Origin of the sequence: Citrobacter sp. wls718, assembly GCF_005280945.1 — a bacterium.
GTDB classification, from domain to species: domain Bacteria; phylum Pseudomonadota; class Gammaproteobacteria; order Enterobacterales; family Enterobacteriaceae; genus Citrobacter; species Citrobacter gillenii.
Map to the genome: position 1 here is coordinate 49,902 of NZ_SZWV01000118.1, position 21,456 is coordinate 71,357.

General features: G+C 52.5%; 21 protein-coding genes. 15 read left to right on the forward strand and 6 right to left on the reverse strand.

The genetic code is table 11. From position 1 onward, the window contains the following. Nucleotides 1-13: 13 nt before the first annotated feature. From FDW95_RS22895 to xthA, 3 genes are all read right to left on the reverse strand, one after another. Nucleotides 14-721: a TVP38/TMEM64 family protein gene (locus FDW95_RS22895; protein WP_115258682.1), complete on the reverse strand. Its 708-nt coding sequence runs from the start codon at nucleotides 719-721 to the stop codon at nucleotides 14-16. Beyond that, complete coding sequence (locus FDW95_RS22900; RefSeq protein WP_249359304.1) at nucleotides 718-1,269, reverse strand: TVP38/TMEM64 family protein; 552 nt, start codon at nucleotides 1,267-1,269, stop codon at nucleotides 718-720. The genes FDW95_RS22895 and FDW95_RS22900 overlap by 4 nt, the downstream gene beginning before the upstream one ends. A 328-nt stretch (nucleotides 1,270-1,597) precedes the next feature. Next, entirely contained in the window at nucleotides 1,598-2,404 is an 807-nt protein-coding gene (gene xthA, locus FDW95_RS22905) for an exodeoxyribonuclease III (RefSeq protein ID WP_115258681.1), read from the reverse strand. A gap of 444 nt (nucleotides 2,405-2,848) precedes the next feature. Here xthA and FDW95_RS22915 point away from each other — a divergent pair, with 444 nt between their 5' ends. From FDW95_RS22915 to ves, 7 genes are all read left to right on the forward strand, one after another. Continuing rightward, nucleotides 2,849-4,069, forward strand: coding sequence for an aspartate aminotransferase family protein (locus FDW95_RS22915; protein WP_115258680.1), 1,221 nt, complete (start codon nucleotides 2,849-2,851; stop codon nucleotides 4,067-4,069). Next, entirely contained in the window at nucleotides 4,066-5,100 is a 1,035-nt protein-coding gene (gene astA, locus FDW95_RS22920; RefSeq protein WP_096757280.1) for an arginine N-succinyltransferase, read from the forward strand. Before FDW95_RS22915 ends, astA begins: the two co-directional genes overlap by 4 nt. Further along, nucleotides 5,097-6,575, forward strand: coding sequence for a succinylglutamate-semialdehyde dehydrogenase (astD, locus tag FDW95_RS22925; RefSeq protein WP_115258679.1), 1,479 nt, complete (start codon nucleotides 5,097-5,099; stop codon nucleotides 6,573-6,575). Before astA ends, astD begins: the two co-directional genes overlap by 4 nt. Beyond that, nucleotides 6,572-7,915 carry an N-succinylarginine dihydrolase gene (astB, locus tag FDW95_RS22930; protein WP_115258678.1) on the forward strand — a complete coding sequence of 448 codons (1,344 nt, stop codon included), beginning with the start codon at nucleotides 6,572-6,574 and terminating at the stop codon, nucleotides 7,913-7,915. Before astD ends, astB begins: the two co-directional genes overlap by 4 nt. After that, the gene (astE, locus tag FDW95_RS22935) at nucleotides 7,908-8,873 is read left to right on the forward strand and encodes a succinylglutamate desuccinylase (protein ID WP_137363621.1); all 966 of its coding nucleotides are present in this window, start codon (nucleotides 7,908-7,910) and stop codon (nucleotides 8,871-8,873) included. The genes astB and astE overlap by 8 nt, the downstream gene beginning before the upstream one ends. A gap of 346 nt (nucleotides 8,874-9,219) precedes the next feature. After that, entirely contained in the window at nucleotides 9,220-9,705 is a 486-nt protein-coding gene (gene spy / locus FDW95_RS22940; protein ID WP_096757276.1) for an ATP-independent periplasmic protein-refolding chaperone Spy, read from the forward strand. Between the two features lie 342 nt (nucleotides 9,706-10,047). Continuing rightward, the gene (gene ves / locus FDW95_RS22945) at nucleotides 10,048-10,623 is read left to right on the forward strand and encodes an environmental stress-induced protein Ves (protein WP_115258676.1); all 576 of its coding nucleotides are present in this window, start codon (nucleotides 10,048-10,050) and stop codon (nucleotides 10,621-10,623) included. Here ves and cho read toward each other — a convergent pair. Next, nucleotides 10,583-11,470, reverse strand: coding sequence for an excinuclease Cho (gene cho, locus FDW95_RS22950; protein WP_115258675.1), 888 nt, complete (start codon nucleotides 11,468-11,470; stop codon nucleotides 10,583-10,585). The two genes, ves and cho, sit on opposite strands and share 41 nt — an antisense overlap. A 131-nt stretch (nucleotides 11,471-11,601) precedes the next feature. Beyond that, complete coding sequence (nadE, locus tag FDW95_RS22955; RefSeq protein ID WP_115258674.1) at nucleotides 11,602-12,432, reverse strand: ammonia-dependent NAD(+) synthetase; 831 nt, start codon at nucleotides 12,430-12,432, stop codon at nucleotides 11,602-11,604. Nucleotides 12,433-12,766: 334 nt separating this feature from the next. On the opposite strand from nadE, the gene osmE reads away from it, so the two are divergent. From osmE to chbG, 7 genes are all read left to right on the forward strand, one after another. Continuing rightward, nucleotides 12,767-13,108 carry an osmotically-inducible lipoprotein OsmE gene (gene osmE / locus FDW95_RS22960; RefSeq protein ID WP_096757272.1) on the forward strand — a complete coding sequence of 114 codons (342 nt, stop codon included), beginning with the start codon at nucleotides 12,767-12,769 and terminating at the stop codon, nucleotides 13,106-13,108. Between the two features lie 298 nt (nucleotides 13,109-13,406). Continuing rightward, nucleotides 13,407-13,727, forward strand: coding sequence for a PTS N,N'-diacetylchitobiose transporter subunit IIB (gene chbB / locus FDW95_RS22970; protein ID WP_003832547.1), 321 nt, complete (start codon nucleotides 13,407-13,409; stop codon nucleotides 13,725-13,727). Nucleotides 13,728-13,812: 85 nt separating this feature from the next. Next, nucleotides 13,813-15,171: a PTS N,N'-diacetylchitobiose transporter subunit IIC gene (chbC, locus tag FDW95_RS22975; RefSeq protein ID WP_115258672.1), complete on the forward strand. Its 1,359-nt coding sequence runs from the start codon at nucleotides 13,813-13,815 to the stop codon at nucleotides 15,169-15,171. A 54-nt stretch (nucleotides 15,172-15,225) separates the two neighbouring features. Further along, nucleotides 15,226-15,573, forward strand: coding sequence for a PTS N,N'-diacetylchitobiose transporter subunit IIA (chbA, locus tag FDW95_RS22980; RefSeq protein ID WP_096757270.1), 348 nt, complete (start codon nucleotides 15,226-15,228; stop codon nucleotides 15,571-15,573). Between the two features lie 10 nt (nucleotides 15,574-15,583). Then, nucleotides 15,584-16,426 (forward strand): transcriptional regulator ChbR, encoded by an 843-nt coding sequence (gene chbR / locus FDW95_RS22985; protein WP_096757269.1) that lies wholly within the window; start codon nucleotides 15,584-15,586, stop codon nucleotides 16,424-16,426. A gap of 123 nt (nucleotides 16,427-16,549) precedes the next feature. After that, a complete protein-coding gene (locus FDW95_RS22990) occupies nucleotides 16,550-17,905 on the forward strand; it encodes a 6-phospho-beta-glucosidase (protein WP_115258671.1) in 1,356 nt (451 codons plus the stop codon). Between the two features lie 12 nt (nucleotides 17,906-17,917). Then, the gene (chbG, locus tag FDW95_RS22995; protein WP_115258670.1) at nucleotides 17,918-18,676 is read left to right on the forward strand and encodes a chitin disaccharide deacetylase; all 759 of its coding nucleotides are present in this window, start codon (nucleotides 17,918-17,920) and stop codon (nucleotides 18,674-18,676) included. Nucleotides 18,677-18,712: 36 nt separating this feature from the next. Here the strand turns inward: chbG and katE are convergent, their stop codons facing one another. After that, complete coding sequence (gene katE, locus FDW95_RS23000) at nucleotides 18,713-20,971, reverse strand: catalase HPII (RefSeq protein ID WP_115258669.1); 2,259 nt, start codon at nucleotides 20,969-20,971, stop codon at nucleotides 18,713-18,715. Between the two features lie 191 nt (nucleotides 20,972-21,162). Between katE and cedA the strand changes: the two genes are divergently transcribed. Further along, nucleotides 21,163-21,426 (forward strand): cell division activator CedA, encoded by a 264-nt coding sequence (gene cedA / locus FDW95_RS23005; RefSeq protein ID WP_115258667.1) that lies wholly within the window; start codon nucleotides 21,163-21,165, stop codon nucleotides 21,424-21,426. The last annotated feature ends 30 nt before the right edge of the window (nucleotides 21,427-21,456 follow it).

Consider the following 21,456-nt stretch of genomic DNA (forward strand, 5'->3'; position numbering starts at 1 on the left):
GTTAAGGGGGGCCTCAGACGTGTTTTCTGTGCCGTTCAAGATAAATGCTTCTCGCCACGGAGATAACCACAGTCAGCGCAAATAATACAAATAGCCCGGTCACGAACCAGAATGCTCCTCCGGTTAACAGGCTGCCGGCCCAGGAATAGACGAGTGTCGCGGGTAGCTGACCGACGCCGGTGGCGAGGAAAAAATGACGAAAGCGGATCGATGTCAGACCGGCGGCGTAACTGACCGGGTCAAAGGGAACGAAAGGTAACAGGCGACAGACCAGAATAGTGTGTTTGCCGTAGCGTGCAAAAAAGGCGTCCATGCTATTCAACACCGTTTTTCCGGTCAGCTTTTCCACCGTGCTACGACCAAAAACACGGGCGATGAAAAAGCATAGCGCCGCGCCAGCCATTGCGCTGGTCCAGGAGAGTACGCCTCCCCAGAATGCGCCGAACAATGACGCATTGGCAAAGGTGATCACAAACGCCGGAAGCGGGGCGATAATGGCTTGTAAGATCATTAAGCAAAACGATACCACCGCAGCCTGAGCACCGTATGACCGAATGAGATTTTCAATGGCGTGCTGGTCAACCGTGGCGAATGCCGCTAGGCTGTGACTGACAAAATCACTGACGCCGGGCACCCATACCCAGGCGATCGGCGCCAGCAGTAGCAGGAGAATCAGCCCGGTCCGGCAATAGCGTATGACGTGCGTTTTGTTCAGCTTCATGTTTTATCGGCTAACTCACGTTGGACAGAGGGATCAATACGCTTCACGCGGGCCCAGGCTTTGGCTGCCTGTACCAGGGTAAATAAAATAATGCCAGCAATACTGAGTTTAACCATAAACGCCAGGGTGATACCGTCGCTGACGAGTTCATGCGACATGAGCGTATAGATGAACAGGCCGGGGAAGGTGGTGAGTGTAGAAATGACGGTGAATGACCAGAATGGGATGGCGGTCAGCCCGTAGGCATAATTTTGAATGTTGTACGGGAATAACGGCACCAGGCGGGTGAGGATCAGAAAATCGCTACCGCTTTGGGCAATGCCTTTTTCTATCGCCTGGAAGGTGGCCGTATGCCCGACATATTTCAGCAGCAGATCGCGACCCAGCCAGCGGGCAAGTAAGAACGACAGCGCCGAGGCCACGGTGGCTGCAAACAGCGATACAAGCGTCCCCACCAGCGGGCCAAACAGGATACCGCCGACGATCACCAGCATGCTGCCGGGTATCAGACACAGCGCAGCGACGATAAACAGCAGAATGTACAGCACGTAGCCGTATATGCCGCTCTGGCGGATGAGATCTTGTAAAAGGTGGAAATGGGTTATCAGGCCACTCAGGCCAGAATAATGGAGAACGCCCACCAGGACACAGAGGAGTAGCGCAACGATCAGCAGTCTGTATTCTGCTTTATGCGAACTTCTTTTTCATGGGGGTCTCCTGTAATACCGAGGGTAATAACGCGTTTCGCCAGCGAAAGTGCGCGCGAAGATATAATAAATCCCCGTTGGCAACAATGTATTACCGTGGTTTTTTTGATTTTGCTCAGGCTACACCGACTTTCCAGGCAAGGCCCGGAGAGTGACAACGCTCAGGCGATCAGACGCGGAATTTGGCCCATACCGGCGCGTGGTCGGACGGTTTTTCCATACTGCGGATCTCATAGTCGATGCCGGTTTCTTCGCAGCGCTCCGCCAGCGGGTTGCTCGCCAGCAGCAGATCGATACGCAGACCACGGTTATCGTCAAAGCCTTTTGAACGGTAATCAAACCACGAGTACTGGTCGGCGGTGTCCGGATGTGCGTGACGGAACGTGTCCACCAGACCCCATCCCATCAGTCGTTCCATCCACTCACGCTCTTCCGGCAGGAAGGAGCACTTGCCGGTACGCAGCCAGCGTTTGCGATTCTCTTCACCAATGCCGATGTCCAGATCGGTTGGGCTGATATTCATATCCCCCATGATCAGCACCGGATTGTCGCGCTTCAGTTCAGTCTCCAGATAGTTTTGCAGGTTCTGATAAAACGCGGCTTTGGCCGGGAACTTCAGCGGGTGGTCACGGCTTTCGCCTTGCGGAAAATAGCCGTTAATCACGGTGATATTCCCCAGTGGAGACGGGATTTCGGCCATGATAATACGGCGCTGAGCTTCTTCGTCATCGTTCGGGAAGCCACGACGCACCGAAATGGGCGTTTCTTTCGTCAGCAGCGCGACGCCGTAATGGCCTTTTTGACCGTGATAGAAAACGTTGTAACCCAGCTTTGCGACCTCTTCGAGAGGGAACATGTCATCGTGGACTTTTGTCTCCTGCAAGCCGATCACATCCGGTTGGTGTTTTTCGACAATGGCTGCCAGTTGATGAGGACGGGCACGCAGGCCGTTGATATTAAAAGAGACAAATTTCATAGTCGCTGCCACTTTGCAAGATGAATAGTGCAAGGATGGTAGCAGAATTTCCGCAGGCTGACTGCTTCTTGTCACCTGATTCCAACAATGATTGCTAATGGCGTTAACGATGGGGCAAAAACTGCACTGTTTTGGCGCGATACGCGTCAGAATGGGGCAATAATTTCCGAAAAATTTCGTATACGATCACAATTCCAGAATTATATTTGGCGACTGAATAGAATTGCGTTTTTTCCTCTAATTATTCACCCCGCTGGCGAACGTATTCACTTTATATGCACATATGATGAATATTGATGGTTCGTAACTTATTGATATTTCGTTGTCTCGTCGTGTTTATGCATATTTTTTGCTGGCTGGCACGAACCCTGCACTCTACATTTACACCGCAAACACTATATTTATTAACATATAAATAACTTTTTATTTACCGTAGAGGTCGCTATGTCTCTGTCAGTTACGCGTGAAAATTTTGATGAATGGATGATGCCCGTATACGCACCGGCTCCTTTTGTGCCGGTTCGCGGTGAAGGCTCGCGACTGTGGGATCAGCAGGGCAAAGAGTATATCGATTTCGCGGGGGGCATTGCGGTTAACGCGCTGGGTCACGCACACCCGGCTTTGCGCGAAGCATTAAACGATCAGGCCGGTAAATTCTGGCATACCGGAAATGGCTACACTAACGAGCCGGTACTGCGGCTGGCAAAAAAACTGATTGATGCCACCTTTGCCGAGCGTGTCTTCTTCTGTAACTCCGGCGCAGAAGCCAACGAAGCGGCATTAAAACTGGCGCGTAAATATGCTCACGACCGTTTTGGCACGCAGAAAAGCGGCATCGTCGCGTTTAAAAACGCCTTCCACGGCCGCACGCTGTTTACCGTCAGCGCCGGGGGCCAGCCGGCCTATTCGCAGGATTTTGCGCCATTGCCGCCGGATATCCGCCATGCGGTGTATAACAATCTTGACTCTGCCAGCCAGCTGATTGATGACACCACCTGTGCGGTTATTGTTGAGCCGATTCAGGGGGAAGGTGGCGTGGTGCCTGCGACAAAGGCCTTTTTGCAGGGACTGCGCGAACTCTGCGATCGCCACAATGCGTTGCTGATTTTTGATGAAGTGCAGACTGGCGTGGGACGTACCGGCGAACTGTATGCCTATATGCACTACGACGTGACGCCGGATCTGCTGACCACGGCCAAAGCGCTGGGCGGTGGGTTCCCTATCGGTGCGCTGCTGGCGACCGAACCATGTGCAAGCGTTATGACGGTGGGGACGCACGGCACCACTTACGGCGGAAACCCGCTGGCTTCTGCGGTGGCCGGAAAACTGCTGGAGATCGTTAACACGCCAGAAATCCTCACTGGCGTAAAACAGCGTCACGACTGGTTTGTGGAGCGTATTAACGCCATTAACGAACGTTTTGGATTGTTTAGTGAGGTTCGTGGACTGGGCCTGCTGATCGGCTGTGTGCTGAATGCGGAGTTTGCCGGTAAAGCGAAGCTTATCTCGCAAGAGGCGGCCAATGTCGGCGTGATGGTGCTGATTGCTGGCGGTAACGTGGTGCGTTTTGCACCTGCGCTGAACGTTAGCGAAGAAGAGGTTGCCAGCGGACTGGATCGCTTTGCGCTGGCCTGCGAACGTATTAAAGCAGGAGGTTCATCATGATGGTGATCCGTCCCATTGAACGCGCCGATATTACGGCGTTGATGCAGTTGGCCAGTAAGACCGGCGGTGGGCTGACCTCGCTTCCGGCTAACGAAGCCACGCTGATGGCGCGTATTGAGCGTTCACTGCAAACCTGGCAGGGCGAACTGCCAAAAAGTGAGCAGGGCTACGTTTTTGTACTCGAGGACAGTGCCACCGGTACCGTGGCCGGGATCTGCGCGATTGAAGTGGCGGTCGGGCTAAACGACCCCTGGTACAACTATCGCGTCGGGACGCTGGTCCATGCCTCGAAGGAGTTGAACGTCTATAACGCGCTGCCGACGCTGTTTCTCAGTAACGATCACACCGGCAGCAGCGAACTTTGCACCCTGTTTCTTGATCCGGACTGGCGTAAAGAGGGCAACGGCTATTTGCTGTCGAAATCGCGCTTTATGTTTATGGCGGCATTCCGCGACCGGTTTAATGAAAAAGTGGTGGCCGAGATGCGTGGCGTGATTGATGAACACGGTTACTCCCCGTTCTGGCAGAGCCTCGGCAAACGCTTCTTTTCGATGGAGTTTAGCCGTGCCGATTTTCTTTGCGGCACTGGGCAAAAAGCCTTTATTGCCGAATTGATGCCCAAGCATCCTATCTATACCCACTTCCTGTCGGATGAAGCGCAAAGCGTGATTGGCGAAGTGCATCCGCAAACGGCACCGGCGCGTGCGGTACTGGAGAAAGAAGGCTTCCGCTATCGCAACTATGTCGACATTTTCGACGGCGGACCGACGCTGGAATGCGATATCGACCGGGTGCGGGCGATTCGGAAAAGCCGGCTGGTGGAGGTGGCTGAAGGCCAGCCCGCGCCGGGCGAGTATCCGGCTTGTCTGGTGGCGAATGAAAACTACCATAACTTCCGCGTCATGCTGGTGCGCGCCGATCCGCATACCCAGCGGCTGGTGCTGACGGCAGCGCAGCTGGATGCCCTGAAGTGCCATGCGGGTGACCACGTCCGTTTCGTTCGTCTATGTGCAGAGGAGAAAACAGCATGACTTTATGGATAAACGGCGACTGGGTAACGGGCCAGGGCGAGCGTCGGGTTAAAACTAATCCGGTGGGCGGCGATGTATTGTGGCAAGGTCATGATGCAGATGTTACGCAGGTGGCGCAGGCATGCCGCGCCGCACGTGCGGCGTTTGCGGGCTGGGCCAGGCAACCCTTTTCCGCGCGCCAGGCGGTGGTGGAAAAATTCGCCAAATTGCTGGAGAGCAACAAAGCCGAGCTGACGACCATTATCGCCAGAGAAACCGGAAAACCACGCTGGGAAGCAGCCACCGAACTGACGGCGATGATCAATAAAATCGCCATTTCCGTAAAGGCGTACCACACGCGTACCGGGGAGCAATACAACGAATTACCCGACGGCGCGGCGACGTTACGCCATCGTCCGCACGGTGTGCTGGCGGTGTTTGGTCCGTATAACTTCCCCGGCCATCTCCCCAACGGTCATATCGTTCCGGCGCTGCTGGCGGGCAATACGCTGATTTTTAAACCCAGTGAACTGACGCCGTGGACCGGTGAAGCGGTGACTAAACTGTGGGCGCAGGCGGGACTCCCTGCGGGCGTGCTAAACCTGGTGCAGGGTGGGCGCGAAACCGGGCAGGCGCTAAGCGCGCTGGAAGATCTCGACGGTTTGCTGTTTACCGGTAGCGCCAATACGGGTTATCAACTGCATCGACAGCTCTCCGGTCAGCCGGAAAAAATCCTCGCGCTGGAGATGGGGGGCAACAACCCGTTAATTATTGAGAACCCGGAAGATATTGATGCCGCCGTGCATCTGACTATTCAGTCGGCGTTTGTCACCGCCGGGCAGCGTTGCACCTGCGCCCGCCGTCTGCTGGTAAAAAAAGGCGCGCAGGGCGATGCGTTTCTGGCGCGCCTGGTTGAGGTCAGCCAGCGTTTACTGCCCGGCAAGTGGGATGACGAGCCGCAACCGTTTATCGGCGGACTGATATCTGAGCAGGCGGCGCAACATGTCTGTGATGCCTGGCAGCGTCTTGAGGCGTTAGGTGGCCGTACGCTGCTGGCGCCGCGACGGGTAAACGCGGGCACGTCACTGCTGGCGCCGGGCATTATCGAACTCACCGGTGTGGCCAACGTGCCGGATGAAGAGGTATTTGGTCCGCTGCTCGGCGTCTGGCGTTATGACAGTTTCGACGAGGCAATAAGCCTTGCGAACCACACCCGATTTGGCCTGTCATGCGGATTGGTCTCACCGGATCGCAATCAGTTTGACCAGCTGTTGCTGGAAGCGCGGGCGGGCATCGTTAACTGGAATAAACCGTTGACCGGGGCGGCGAGTACGGCACCGTTTGGCGGAGTGGGGGCTTCAGGAAACCATCGTGCCAGCGCGTGGTATGCCGCAGATTACTGCGCCTGGCCAATGGCGAGTCTGGAGTCTCCGGCATTAACATTGCCGACGACGCTGAGCCCAGGTCTGGATTTTTCTCGTGGAGAAAAGCGATGAAAGCGCGTGAGGTCAATTTCGACGGGCTGGTGGGACTGACCCACCATTATGCGGGGCTGTCGTTTGGCAATGAGGCCTCGACTCGGCACCGTTTTCAGGTGTCGAATCCCCGTCTGGCGGCGAAGCAGGGCTTATTAAAGATGAAAGCGCTGGCAGATGCCGGGTTTCCTCAGGCGGTGATCCCGCCGCATGAACGTCCGTATATTCCGGTTCTGCGTCAGCTCGGCTTCAGCGGTAGCGATGAGCAGATCCTGGAAAAGGTGGCGCGTCAGGCGCCACACTGGCTTTCCAGCGCCAGCTCGGCCTCGCCGATGTGGGTGGCGAATGCGGCCACGGTCTGTCCTTCGGCCGATTCACTGGATGGGAAAGTGCATCTGACGGTGGCGAACCTGAACAACAAATTCCACCGTTCACTGGAAGCGCCGACTACCGAAGCGTTATTACGGGCGATATTCCGTGATGAGCATGCTTTTGCGGTCCACAGCGCGCTACCTCAGGTGGCTCTGCTGGGTGATGAAGGGGCGGCCAACCACAATCGCCTTGGCGGAGATTACGGTGCACCTGGCGTGCAGCTGTTTGTTTACGGTCGCGAGGAGGGGAATGTGTCACAGCCGAGGCGCTACCCGGCCAGACAATCGCGTGAGGCCAGCGAAGCGGTGGCGCGGCTGAACCAGGTTAATCCGCATCAACTTATCTTTGCCCAGCAAAACCCGGACGTTATCGATAGTGGCGTGTTCCATAACGACGTGATCGCGGTATCGAATCGCCAGGTGCTGTTTTGCCATGAACAGGCATTTGTCCGACAGCAGGCGCTGTTGAGCCAGCTACGCGCTCAGGTTGATGGGTTTACGGCGCTGGAAGTACCTGCTGCAGAGGTGTCGGTGGCGGATGCGGTGGCAACGTATCTGTTTAACAGCCAGTTGTTGAGCCGTGATGATGGCTCAATGATGCTGGTTTTACCACAGGAGTGTCGGGAGCACGCGGGCGTGTGGCGCTATCTGAACGGTCTACTGGACGCGGATAATCCGCTTGACGACCTGCGAGTATTCGATCTGCGTGAAAGTATGTCGAACGGCGGCGGTCCGGCATGCCTGCGACTGAGAGTGGTGTTAACGTCACAGGAACTGCAGGCGGTGAATCCGGCGGTAATGATGAACGACACGTTGTTCAATACGCTCAATAACTGGGTTGATCGTTACTACCGGGACCGGCTTACCGCTGCAGATCTTGCTGACCCCCAGCTGTTACGTGAAGGGCGCGAAGCGCTGGATTCGCTGACGCAACTGCTCAATCTCGGCTCGGTGTATCCTTTCCAGCAGGAGCGGGCGATCTATGGATAACTTTCTGGCCCTGACCCTCGCGGGAACCTCGCCGGGTATCACCCACGGTGAGGCTCATGGTTTTAACTGGCGGTGGACAGGGCACGGGATGCTGGAGCTGACGCCGGTCGCCGAGGTTGATCGTTCGCTGGTGATCTCTGCAGGTATTCATGGCAATGAAACGGCACCGGTTGAGATGCTGGATGCGCTGCTGTCCGCGCTTTTTCGTGGCGAGTTGACGCTTACATGGCGGTTGCTGGTGATTCTGGGCAATCCGCAGGCGCTGGCGGAGGGGAAGCGCTATTGCCATAGCGACATGAACCGTATGTTTGGCGGGCGCTGGCAGATATTTGTCGAGAGCGGTGAAACGCGGCGCGCCCGCGAACTTGAGCTGTGCCTGGAAGCGTTTTATTCGCGCACCAGGGAGTCCGTGCGCTGGCATCTGGATCTGCACACCGCCATTCGCGGTTCGCATCATCTGCGCTTTGGCGTACTGCCGCAGCACAACGTGCCCTGGGACGAAGGGTTTCTATCGTGGCTGGGGGATGCGGGACTGGAGGCGCTGGTTTTCCATCAGACACCGGGCGGGACATTTACCCATTTCAGTGGCGAGCATTTCGGTGCGCTGGCCTGTACGCTGGAGCTGGGTAAGGCTCTGGCGTTCGGGCAAAACGATTTGACGCAGTTTGCTCACACGGCGGAGGCGTTGGCGGCTTTGTTGCAGGGTGAGCGTGCATCATCCACGCAAACCACGCCGCTGCGCTATCGCGTGGTGTCGCAAATCACGCGACACAGCGACGATTTTATTCTTCATATGAACAATCAGACGCTGAATTTTACCCCCTTTAACGAGGGCACATTGCTGGCGCAGGACGGCGATGCGCGTTTTGTTGTTACTCATGATGTTGAATATGTGCTGTTTCCCAACCCAAACGTGGCCTGTGGTTTACGCGCGGGGCTGATGCTGGAAAGGTTATAATCAATATCTTTCCCTCGGGTTTATCTCCGGGGGGTATTTTTTTGTGTGCGCTTTCGTTATTACGGATTATTCCTGGTGAGTTGCTTTATTAATAATCAGGCTTCATGTATAGTTCTCCATAATCCTTTCAAAATCATCCTGTTGTAATATTTAATTTCAATTCTGCGCAATTAATTCTTTTTTTCTCCATAATTGATGAGAATTTGTTTTTTATACTTTCATTGTTTTACCGTTGCTCTGATTAATTGACGCTTCTACCGGTAAAGTTAATCTCGTCAACACGACATCCGATGAGATAAGCATCGTAAGAATGTCGTCAGAATAACTGAAAGGAAGGATAGAAATTATGCGTAAACTGACTGCTCTGTTTGTTGCCTCTACTCTGGCGCTGGGCGCTGCAAATCTGGCACACGCCGCTGATACCACAACTACCGCTCCGGCTGATGCCAAACCGATGATGCACCATAACGGCAAGTTTGGCCCGCACCACGACATGATGTTTAAAGATCTGAATCTGACTGATGCGCAGAAACAGCAGATCCGCGACATTATGAAAGGCCAGCGCGATCAGATGAAACGTCCGCCGCTGGAAGAACGCCGTGCAATGCACGATATCATCGCCAGCGACAGCTTCGACAAAGCGAAAGCTGAAGCGCAGATTGCGAAGATGGAAGAACAGCGCAAAGCTAATATGCTGGCGCATATGGAAACCCAGAACAAGATTTACAACATCCTGACGCCGGAACAGAAAAAACAGTTTAATGCCAATTTTGAGAAGCGTCTGACAGAACGCGCGGCGCAGAAAGGTAAAATGCCAGAGGCTGCTGAGTAACCGATTAGCGTCTACACTACATTATTCGCGTTGTGTCTGGGCATTACTCAGGACGGCGCGAATCAAAACTCAAGACCGCCGGTCTTGTCCACAACACGTTTAACGAGGTGGGCAGGATCGGCGGTTTTTTCTTTCCAGCCTATTGCACCCTGCAACCGACACGCTATTCTCCTGAAGCCTGCGAAAATTCTACTTGGATCAGCGCGTTAATCTTTTTTCTTAAAACGTCCTCATCCTCGCTAAGGCAAATCAACTCTGCTGCCGATAACAATAAATGTGCAGAGTGAACTTATGGCGGCCAGGGAGCGTCATGCTGACGTACCGCGCCTTTCTGGAGGGATGATGGAATACTTTGATATCCGCAAAATGCCGGTTAATCTTTGGCGCAATGGTGCGGGTGAAACGCGAGAGATTTGTTGTTTTCCGCCAGCGACCCGCGATTTTCACTGGCGGGCAAGTATCGCGTCCATTGCCGCGAACGGTGAGTTTTCTCTTTTCCCGGGCGTAGAGCGAGTGATTACCCTGCTGGAAGGAGGCGAAGTGACTCTGGAAGGCGCCAATCCCTTCAGCCATACCCTGAAACAGCATCAACCGTTTACCTTTGCGGGCGATCAGGTAGTCAAAGCCAAACTGACAGAAGGTCAGATGTCGATGGATTTCAATATTATGACCCGTCGTGATGTCTGCCAGGCCAAAGTCAGGGTTGCGGATCGAACGTTTACCACCTTTGGTTCGCGCGGCGGTGTGGTGTTTGTGTTAAGCGGAGCCTGGCAGTTGGGCGATAAGTTACTGACGGCGGACCAGGGCGCATGCTGGCACGACGGCAAGCACACGCTGCGGTTGTTAAAAGCGGAAGGGAAGCTGTTGTTTAGTGAGATTAACTGGATGCCGGGGCATTCGCCGGATCCAGTTCAATAATGTCATAGTGACCGGACATTACCGGCCGGCAGAGAATTTTGTAACCATCTTGATCGAAGCCGGCGGGCATTCGTGCCAGCGTAGCGGCTTCATCCAGCGATGAAACCGCGCCCAGCCATAGCCAGTTATTGATAATGTGATATTGGGTCATTTCTGCGCGGCTTTCTTTTAGCGCAATCGCATTGCTCCACGGCCAGCAGAGCACACGCAATCTTTCCAGTGCCGCCATCAGACGCAGATGATGCGCCTCGGGACTTTCTTTCCCACAGCAGGCTCCGGCGCAACGTTTAAGCGCTGAGCGAAAGCAGGCGCGACCGCGACTTAGCGGCTCCAGTCCCAGCAAACCGTAGCAAAGCTGGTGCTCGTCGGCGACCGTCTGTAATGCCTGCAGCGCCGCGCGCCGGTGTGCAAACAGGCCAAACAGATTCGGGGTCTGTGAAAAATCCACATCGCGCGCGTAGATAACCTGGAGGCGTTGATCGGTTAATTGCAGAGCACAGAGTTGGTGAGTGCGGCGCAGGCGCTTATTGAATAAAGGTTGTTGCTCTTTAATTAGTCGTGCCTCCAGCAACAGGGCACCCATTTCACCCGCCGTGCAAATCCAGGTAATACGTCGGGATTGATGTAGCATGGCCGCTTCGTCTGCGTTGCGTAGATGCGCCATCACCCGGCTGCGAACATTGATGCTTTTACCGATATAAAGCGGCATGGTGTCACTTTCGCCGTGAAACAGATAAACACCGGGCGTGGCCGGAAGCGCTTGTAAAAAGGGGCGCAGGTGCTCGGGGTACTCATAAATTGCAGCTGCTTCAAAGGTAATACGAGGGGCTGATTGGCGGCGTACCACTGTTTACTCCGGATGCTGGTTATTCATCCAGTGTAGCAGGCGATTGTTGATTAAAAAAGCAACATGTGTGAAGTTGTTGACGCCGGACATACGAAGCTTTGTTGCTGTCCGGCGTTATGCAAGAAGGTGGATTACGCTTTTTTCCAGAAATCGTCAAACACCGTAATGGGCGTGCGACGTTTGTGTTCCGTCTTTAAATACCAGCCTTCAATTTTCTTCGCGATAGCATCATCCAGAATTTTGCCTTCCAGATAATCATCAATGTTGTCGTACGTTACGCCTAAGGCGGCTTCATCGGGCAGAGAAGGGCGATCGTCTTCGAGGTCGGCGGTAGGCGCTTTCTTATATAAGTGCTCCGGACAGCCTAGCGCGGCCAGCAGCTGTTTCCCCTGACGCTTGTTGAGGCGGAATAGTGGGTTAATGTCGGTGCCGCCATCGCCATATTTGGTGAAAAAGCCGGTAATCGCTTCCGCAGCGTGATCGGTACCTACCACTACGCCGCTGGTCATTCCGGCGATGCTGTACTGTGCCTTCATACGTTCACGGGCTTTTTCATTACCGCGCACAAAATCGCTCAGCTCAATACCGGCTTCACGTAATGCCTGTTCGCTGGCCAGCACCGCAGCTTTGATATTGACGGTTAACACGCGATCCGGCTGAATGAAGGTGATGGCGTCCTGGCAGTCCTGTTCATCGGCCTGCACACCGTAAGGGAGGCGCACGGCAATAAACTGCAGCGCGTCGTTCCCGGTCTCGTCGCGCAGCTCTGAAATGGCCATTTGGCATAACTTTCCGGCGAGCGTTGAATCCTGACCGCCGCTAATCCCTAATACCAGTGATTTCAGGAAAGGATAGGTTTTCAGATAGGATTTCAGAAAATCTACGCTACGGCGAATTTCCTCTTCTGCATTAATGTGCGGCTGTGCGCCAAGTGCCTGGATTATCTCTTGCTGCAGAGTCATCTAACCCCTCCGAAAAAAATAATGACAAAAAATATGATCGGTTAAAGCTAACGCGTTGACGTCCAAACGACAAGGGATGCAGCCTGATATCGCAGTATTTTGTTTTAATATACCCGTCATACTTTAAGTTGCATGTGCGTCGGCTGCACTCGTTCTCCCCAGTCACTTACTTTAGTAAGCTCATGGGGATTCGCTCCCTTGCCACCTTCCTGCAACTCGAATTATTTAGGGTGTAGATTTTTCCGAAATGGTCTGAGACTCATCTGTAAGCTTGAAAAATGTGTTGTTGTGCTCCAGGCTTATATAACACGCTGAAAAACAAGAGGACGAGAAAATGAACAAGAATCTAACAGGAATTCTGGGTGCAGCGGCGGTATTGACTATGCTGGCGGGGTGTACGGCCTACGATCGTACAAAAGACCAATTTGTTCAGCCCGTGGTGAAAGATGTGAAGAAAGGGATGAGCCGGGCGCAGGTTGCGCAGATTGCCGGCAAGCCGTCTTCTGAAGTGACAATGGTGCATGCTCGCGGGACGTGTCAGACCTACATCCTGGGTCAACGAGATGGTAAAGCAGAGACCTATTTTGTAGCTTTGGATGATACAGGACACGTGGTTAATTCTGGTTATCAGACCTGTGCCGAGTACGACACCGATCCGCAGGCGGCGAAGCAGTAACGACTGCTTAATGCCTGAGCACTCAACGGAACCGGCCATTGCGCCGGTTTTTTTGTGCCGTACGATCTTATTTAATGTCGCGAATTATTTGCCTGAAATGTGAGGGGTGTCATAACGCCAGGTCAATGAGAGACAATTTAGTTGGTCAAGGAAATACCATCCTCTGGTGCAATCCCGTATACTCATTTCAGCCACCTAAAAAAGTAATTTAGCTGACGCAAGTTACCCAGAGCATGGATGCAGGTTATGGCTTGCGGAGTGTCTGGATGACAGATAATCGCATATGAGGATCGTTTTTATGGAAAAGAAACACATTTATCTGTTTTGTTCTGCGGGCATGTCGACTTCCTTGTTAGTTTCGAAGATGCGTGCGCAGGCTGAAAAATACGAAGTGCCGGTTATTATTGAAGCATTCCCTGAAACGCTGGCTGGGGAAAAAGGTCCTGTTGCTGACGTCGTGTTATTAGGCCCGCAAATTGCTTATATGTTACCCGAAATTCAGCGTTTGTTACCTAACAAGCCTGTAGAAGTGATTGACTCGCTGTTATATGGCAAAGTCGATGGTTTAGGCGTGCTTAAGGCTGCAGTTGCAGCAATTAAAAAAGCCGCAGCAAATTAATTATATTTTTTAAATTTCCCGTCAAAGAGTTATTTCATTAACATTCACCGCAATATTATATTGCGGTATTTAAGGGTATTTTTCTATGAGTAACGCTATTGCTTCACTTGAAAAGGTACTCCTTCCTTTTGCTGTAAAAATTGGAAAGCAGCCACACGTTAATGCAATCAAAAACGGTTTTATTCGTTTAATGCCGTTAACCCTCGCAGGGGCCATGTTTGTATTAATCAATAACGTTTTCCTGAGCTTTGGGGAGGGGTCGTTTTTTTATTCAATGGGTATCCGACTTGATGCTTCGACTATTGAGAATCTCAATAGCTTAAAAGGTATCGGTGGGAACGTTTATAACGGTACGCTGGGTATCATGTCATTGATGGCGCCTTTCTTTATCGGCATGGCGATGGCCGATGAACGCAAAGTTGACTCTCTGGCCGCAGGTTTGCTCTCCGTCGCAGCCTTTATGACCGTCACGCCTTATAGTGTGGGTGAAGCCTATGCCGTTGGTGCTAACTGGTTGGGTGGTGCGAACATTATTTCCGGTATTATTATCGGTCTTGTGGTCGCAGAAATGTTCACCTTTGTGGTCCGTCGTAATTGGGTTATCAGATTACCCGATAGTGTTCCTGCCTCGGTCTCGCGCTCCTTCTCAGCACTGATTCCTGGATTTATCATTCTCTCCATTATGGGGATCATTGGCTGGGCACTGGCAATCTGGGGCACCAACTTCCACCAGATCATCATGGATTCTATTTCGACCCCGCTGGCGTCGCTGGGCAGCGTAGTGGGCTGGGCTTACGTGATTTTTGTTCCGCTGCTGTGGTTCTTTGGTATTCACGGTTCGCTGGCGCTGACCGCGCTGGACAGCGGTATCATGACGCCTTGGGCACTGGAAAACATCGCTATCTATCAACAGTTTGGTTCTGTAGACGCAGCATTGGAAGCCGGTAAGACGTTCCACGTCTGGGCAAAACCGATGCTGGACTCCTATATCTTCCTCGGCGGTAGCGGCGCAACCCTGGGGCTGATTATTGCTATCTTCCTGGCATCTCGTCGTCCGGATTATCGTCAGGTGGCGAAACTGGCCCTGCCGTCAGGTATCTTCCAGATTAACGAACCGATTCTGTTCGGTCTGCCAATTATCATGAACCCGGTTATGTTCATCCCGTTCATTCTGGTTCAACCGATTCTGGCCGCGATTATGCTGGCAGCCTACTACACTGGCATTATTCCACCGATTACCAATATTGCGCCGTGGACGATGCCAACCGGGTTAGGCGCGTTCTTTAACACCAACGGTAGCGTTGCGGCTCTGCTGGTGGCACTGTTCAACCTTGGGGTCGCCACGCTGGTGTATCTGCCATTCGTCGTCGTCGCCAACAAAGCGCAGAACGTCATTGATAAAGAAGAAAGCGAAGAAGATATCGCTAACGCATTGAAATTCTAAATTTAATCCGGCATGGCCTCTCGGTCATGCCGGACTGGACCAGAGGAAAAGAGTATGTTGGATATCGAAAATATCGTGGATACATCGTCAGAAGCTGAAGAGCTTGAAGAAGTGGTGATGGGGCTTATCATCAATTCGGGGCAGGCGCGTAGCCTGGCCTATGGCGCACTCAAGATGGCCAAACAGGGCGATTTTGAGGCGGCGAAGGCCATGATGGAACAGTCTCGTATGGCGCTGAACGAAGCGCACCTCGTACAAACGAAACTGATTGAAGGCGATCAGGGCGAAGGTAAAATGAAAGTGAGCCTGGTTCTGGTTCACGCACAGGATCACCTGATGACGTCGATGCTGGCACGCGAGCTGGTGACGGAACTGATTGAGCTTCACGAGAAGCTGAAATAGCGAGGAGTGCATGATGCAATTACAGATTAACGCACCGGAAATCAAAACCGTTTACGAGCAGCAGTTGTTTAATGGCAAAAATTTCCATGTGTTTATCTATAACAAAACTGAAAGTATCAGTGGACTGCATCAGCACGATTACTATGAATTTACGCTGGTATTAACCGGTCGCTATTATCAGGAAATCAACGGTAAACGTGTGCTGCTGGAACGTGGTGACTTTGTTTTTATCCCCCTGGGATCGCATCACCAAAGTTTCTATGATTTCGGCGCCACGCGGATCCTTAACGTCGGTATCAGTAAGCGTTTTTTTGAACAGCACTATCATCCTTTATTGCCGTTTTGTTTTGTTGCATCGCAGGTGTATCGGGCGAATAACTCCTTTCTCACCTATATCGAAACGGTCATTGCATCACTGAACTTTCGCGAGAGCGGGCTGGATGAATTTGTCGAAGTGGTCACCTTCTACATTATTAATCGACTCCGGCATCACCGTGAAGAACAAGTGTTGGATGACATTCCACAATGGCTGAAAGCGACCGTGGAAACGATGCACGACAAACGTCAGTTTAGCGAGAATGCGCTGGAAAACATGGTCCAGCTGTCGGCAAAATCTCAGGAATATCTGACTCGTGCCACCCAGCGTTATTACAGTAAAACACCGATGCAAATTATTAATGAAATCCGCATTAACTTTGCTAAAAAACAGCTGGAAATGACCAACTATTCGGTCACGGATATTGCTTATGAGTCTGGTTACAGCAGCCCAAGCCTGTTTATTAAAACGTTTAAAAAACTGACGTCGTTTACGCCCAATAGCTACCGAAAGAAGTTAACTGAGTTTAATCAGTAGCTATTATTTGCCAATAACCCATTTTTATAGCTTGCCCAAAATAGCGTCGGGACAGCCACGCTATATCTGACAAACGGGTTGAGCATAATACACGTCAGTGTTTTGACACTGAAGGGAGAAAGTATGAGCCAGAAATTAAAAGTCGTCACTATTGGTGGCGGGAGCAGCTACACCCCTGAATTACTTGAAGGCTTTATTAAGCGTTATCATGAATTACCGGTGTCTGAATTGTGGTTGGTTGATGTCGACGGCGGTAAAGAGAAGCTGGATATTATTTTCGACCTGTGCCAACGCATGATCGACAAAGCCGGCGTGCCGATGAAGTTGTATAAAACACTGGATCGTCGCGAAGCGCTGAAAGACGCTGACTTTGTGACCACGCAGCTGCGCGTTGGACAACTTAAAGCCCGTGAGCAGGACGAGCGAATCCCGCTGAGCCACGGTTATCTGGGACAGGAGACAAACGGCGCGGGCGGCCTGTTTAAAGGTTTGCGGACTATTCCGGTTATTTTTGACATCGTGAAAGATGTCGAAGAACTGTGCCCGAATGCGTGGGTGATTAACTTTACTAACCCGGCCGGAATGGTCACTGAAGCCGTCTATCGCCATACAAATTTTAAGAAATTCATCGGGGTATGCAATATTCCGATCGGCATGAAAATGTTTATTACCGACGTGTTGGCGTTAAAAAAGAGCGATGATTTATCTATCGATCTGTTTGGCCTGAACCATATGGTGTTTATTAAAGATGTGCTGGTCAACGGCGAGTCACGTTTTGACGAACTGCTCGACGGCGTGGCCTCGGGGCAGTTAAAAGCGTCTACCGTGAAGAACATTTTCGACCTGCCGTTTAGCGAAGGATTGATTCGCTCGCTGAAACTGCTGCCATGTTCGTATTTGCTTTACTATTTCAAGCCAAAAGAGATGCTGGCGATTGAAATGGGTGAATACTATAAGGGCGGTGCACGCGCGCAGGTTGTGCAAAAAGTTGAGAAACAACTTTTTGAGCTGTATAAAAATCCTGAACTGAATGTGAAACCGAAGGAGCTTGAGCAGCGCGGTGGGGCGTATTACTCCGATGCGGCGTGTGAGGTGATCAACGCCATCTACAATGACAAGCAGACCGAGCACTATGTCAACATTCCTCACCATGGTCATGTAGACAACATTCCTGCGGACTGGGCGGTTGAGATGACCTGTACGCTGGGGCGCAATGGTGCGACCCCGCATCCACGGATCACGCATTTTGATGAGAAAGTGCTTGGCCTTATCTATACCATTAAAGGTTTTGAGGTGGCGGCGAGTAATGCGGCACTGAGCGGTGAATTTAATGATGTGCTGCTGGCGTTAAATCTGAGCCCACTGGTGCATTCTGACCGTGATGCCGAAATTCTGGCGCGGGAACTGATCCTTGCCCATGAAAAATGGCTGCCAAACTTTGCCGGGTGCATCGAGACGCTCAAAAGCGAACAACACTGATAGAGGTCGGCTATGGAACGCGTACTGATTGTGAATGCGGATGATTTTGGCCTGAGCAAAGGGCAAAACTACGGCATTATTGACGCTTGTCGCCATGGTGTTGTCACCTCGACAACGGCGCTGGTCAACGGCGAGGCCATTGACCATGCGGTACAGTTGAGTCGTGAGCTTCCTGAACTGGCTGTTGGCATGCACTTTGTGCTGACGCTGGGGAAACCGCTGACGGCAATGCCAGGGCTGACCCGCGACGGACTGCTGGGGAAATGGATCTGGCAGATGGCCGAGGAGGACACCTTGCCGCTGGATGAAATTTCGCACGAGCTGACCGCACAGTATCAGCGTTTCATCGACCTGTTCGGCCGGGAGCCGACGCATCTGGATAGCCATCACCATGTGCATATGTTCCCGCAGATTTTCCCTGTAGTGGCCAAGTTTGCGGCCCAGCACGGTATTGCGCTACGCATCGACCGCCAGGCAGTATTTGAGGCCTCTGATTTACCGATTACGTTGCGCACGTCGCAGGGATTTAGCAGCGAGTTTTACGGCGAGGCGATTTCCGAAGAGCTGTTTTTGCAGGTGCTAGACGCCTCTGCAGACAGGGGCGAGTCCTCGCTGGAAGTGATGTGTCACCCGGCCTTTGTCGATAACATCATTCGACAAAGCGCCTACTGTTACCCCCGCTTAACTGAACTTGATGTGCTGACGTCTCCGGTATTGAAATATGCTATTGCGGAGCGCGGTTATCGTCTCGGCAGTTTTCTGAACGTGTAATTCCTGAGTTTGCGGCGCGTCAATGCGCCGCTTTTTTTAGGCCGGAATGGCGTCGACTTTTCCGCTGCGAGACCAGACACGGTGCGCGGTCATGAGCGCCAGCAAGGTATCCATAAACTGCGCATCTACGCTGTCCGCTTCAACAATCCCTTCTTCACCCTGATTGCTAACCTTCAGCACGGCTTTCAACTGACGCGCATCGCCTGCCAGCGCAATGGGTTTCAAATGTTTGTATGCTTCCAGTAAGTAGTAACGGGTATCGCCGCGCATGTCGATATCCGCAATATTGCCGCAAGGCACAATGACCGCATCCACGGTCAGTGATGGCGAACCGGCAAATGTACCGGCGATGTTCAGCACCGAGCCATCGTCGGCAACCACGTTCCCCATCCGCGAATAGAGCAATTTTGCATGCACACCGCGGGACTGGAGAGCTTGCATGATGGTGAGCATATCGGCCGATTTGACCTCGTCATTCAGCAAAATGGCCACTATCCGGCCTTTGATATCGCCTTGTGCCCCTGCGTACAAACTGAGTGATGGGGCTTCAGTTAACCCGTTGACGTCCGCAGGTGGGGCGATTTTCTGCTGTTCGTCGGTTAGTTCAAAACCGAGGTTGTCGGCAACAGATTGTGCAAGGGTGGTATCAATGTGCGCCAGTTGTTCAACCACTCTCTCGCGGATATACGGGCGGGTGACTTTGCTCAGTTCAAAACTGAATCCGCCAACAATATGCTGCTGCTCAATAGGCGTCTGACTTAGCCAGAACAGGCGAGGGTGCGCATAGTATTCGCCGAAAGAGGAGCTTCTTTCACGGATCTTACTGCCTTCAATACGTTCCTGATACGATTCAAATCCCCCGCGTTTAGGGCCAGGTGGCGTTTCGCGCGGCCAGTTATCATTGATCGAGTTTGGTTCGTAGTTGGCCGGGTTGGTATCAATATCCATGCGATGCATGCCGTCGCGCTGGAAATTGTGATACGGGCAGGTCGGGCGGTTAATCGGAATTTCATGAAAGTTAGGTCCGCCCAGACGGCTGATCTGCGTGTCGGTATATGAAAACAGTCGGCCCTGTAGCAGCGGATCGTTGGTGAAATCAATACCGGGGACGATGTGTCCTGGATGAAATGCTACCTGCTCGTTTTCGGCGAAGAAATTATCCGGGTTACGGTTAAGCACCATTTTTCCGACGCGCTGAACCGGAACCAATTCCTCGGGGATCAACTTTGTTGGGTCGAGCAGATCAAAATCGAATTTAAACTCGTCCTCTTCCGCAATCAGTTGCAGTCCCAACTCATATTCCGGGTAATCACCGGCTTCGATGGCCTCCCACAGATCGCGACGGTGGAAGTCAGGGTCTCGACCGGTAAGTTTTTGCGCTTCATCCCAAACCAGAGAGGCTTTGCCTGCCAGGGGTTTCCAGTGGAAGCGTACAAAGGTGGCTTTACCTTGCGCGTTAATCAGTCGAAACGTGTGGATGCCAAAGCCTTCCATCGTGCGATAGCTGCGAGGGATCCCACGGTCTGACATGGCCCACATCACGTTATGCAGTGTTTCTGGCTGTAAAGAGACGTAATCCCAGAAGGTATCATGCGCGCTTTGTCCCTGTGGAATAGCCCAGTGTGGCTCTGGTTTAACCGCGTGGACGAAGTCCGGGAATTTATGGGCGTCCTGGATAAAAAACACCGGTGTATTATTTCCTACCAGGTCAAATATCCCCTCTTCGGTATAAAACTTTGTGGCAAATCCGCGAATATCCCGGACCGTGTCTGCTGAACCGGCGCCGCCCTGGACGGTGGAGAAACGCACAAAAACCGGGGTTATCTTATTTGCCTCGCACAGGAAGTCGGCTTTGGTGACGGCACTTAAATCGGCATAGGACTGAAAGTAACCATGCGCGGCGGAGCCACGAGCATGAACGATTCGTTCCGGAATGCGTTCATGATCAAAATGGGTAATCTTCTCACGCAGGATAAAATCCTCGAGCAGCGTCGGCCCACGGTTTCCGGCGCGTAATGAGTTTTGATCGTCTGCAATGCGGACACCCTGATTGGTGGTCAGGGCAAAATCTTCACTGCCTTTACGAAAAGGCTCCAGTGAGTTGAGTTTGTCATTAACGGTGTCGGGGGCCTTTGCACTACCAGGGGCAGTGGGCTGCATGCCCGGCGGTGTGGGTTTGGCGTCGGGTTTGTGCGAGCCGTCTGCGGGGGCCAGGGAATCTAGCCCTGGTCTGGATTCGCTGGCATCATGAACCGGTGCCGGGTGATTGAGTGGATGCTTGTCATTCTGCGACATGAACTCGTCTCCTGTTTTCATTGCTGAAAGGGTCGTTGTTGCTGTCAAAAACATTAACTATAGACCACGCATCCAGGTGAGCCGGGATCCGTTGAAGGGGAATACTGTAATGAACAAGGCAAACAGCGCACGCAAGGCAGGACGTCAGGGCGCAAAATCGGCTAAGATAGCGTTTTTCTGATTTTTAGAATTTGTCTTTAGTGAAGCAACTGATTATGAAACCTCTTCGCCAACAAAATCGCAAGGTTATCAGCTACGTTCCGCGTGTGGAGCCCGCGCCACCAGAGCATGCGATAAAAATGGATGCGTTTCGTGACGTATGGATACTGCGCGGAAAATATGTCGCTTTTGTCTTAATAGGAGAGGCGTTTCAACGTTCGCCTGCGTTTACGGTTCCGGAGTCGGCGCAACGCTGGGCAAACCAGGTCCGTCAGGAAAACGAACTGAGCGATTAATGGGATATAAAAAAACCGCCGGAGCATGAT